Source organism: Amycolatopsis anabasis, from assembly GCF_009765355.1.
Lineage (GTDB): Bacteria > Actinomycetota > Actinomycetes > Mycobacteriales > Pseudonocardiaceae > Amycolatopsis > Amycolatopsis anabasis.
Genome location: NZ_VTHK01000180.1, coordinates 1 through 813 on the forward strand (window position 1 = coordinate 1; position 813 = coordinate 813).

Consider the following 813-nt stretch of genomic DNA (forward strand, 5'->3'; position numbering starts at 1 on the left):
ACGATCGTGCCTCTGTCATCCGCCCGCACGTCCTTTCCCGATCGCCCGCCTCGATGAGCACCTCCGCCGCTCGGCCCCTGGCCGGGCATGGACAACCTGGTCTTCGAAACGACGGCACGGTCCGCTTCGCCACCGGCCCGGAGGAACAGGCCAGGTCACGACCCACCTGGCTGGACGCGGGGCGCGGGGACGAGCCGCTGGGGTTCGGCCTGGCACTCGGCTCCGTCCTGGGCGAAGCGCTCCGGCCAGACGCGGGCGGCCGAATAGCCCGCTGGCTGTTGGTGGAGTACGACTCTTCGATCTAGCCGCCAGACGTCCGCTTCGCGGCATGAGCGCGTGTTCGCCATGGGGCGAACTGGGCCCCGCCGAGGTGCTGGACTGCGGGCCGCTCGCGGACGGCGAGCCGGAACCGCCGGTCGGGGCCGTAGACCACGGTACGATCCGGACCGTTATCCGGACGGGCGAGCAGGGGGGCGCGGTGAGCGGTACCAGGGTGTTGGTGGCGGGGGCGAGCATCGCGGGGCCCGCGCTGGCCCACTGGTTGCGTCGGCGGGGGGCCGAGGTGACCGTGGTGGAGCAGGCCCCCGAGCTGCGTCCCGGTGGGCAGGCGGTGGACGCGCGCGGGGTGGCCAAGGAGGTCATCGGACGCATGGGGCTGGACGCGGCGGTGCGCGCGGCGTGCACCGACACCGCCGGCGCGCACACCGTGGACGCGGACGGGCAAGTGCTGGAGACCTTCCGTGCCGACGACGATGGTGGCGACGGGTTCATCGCGGACATCGAGATCCTGCGCGGGGACCTGTCCCGGGTGCT

At 73.2% G+C, this 813-nt stretch carries 2 protein-coding genes; both read left to right on the forward strand.

Translation table 11 applies throughout. The features are described 5' to 3' along the window. The coding region (locus FXO23_RS50610) for a hypothetical protein (protein ID WP_218952455.1) at positions 1-305 on the forward strand (305 nt) is incomplete at its 5' end. A gap of 173 nt (positions 306-478) precedes the next feature. Beyond that, positions 479-813, forward strand: a 335-nt coding sequence (locus tag FXO23_RS50615; RefSeq protein WP_158896373.1) for an FAD-dependent monooxygenase, incomplete at its 3' end; no start/stop codon positions are given.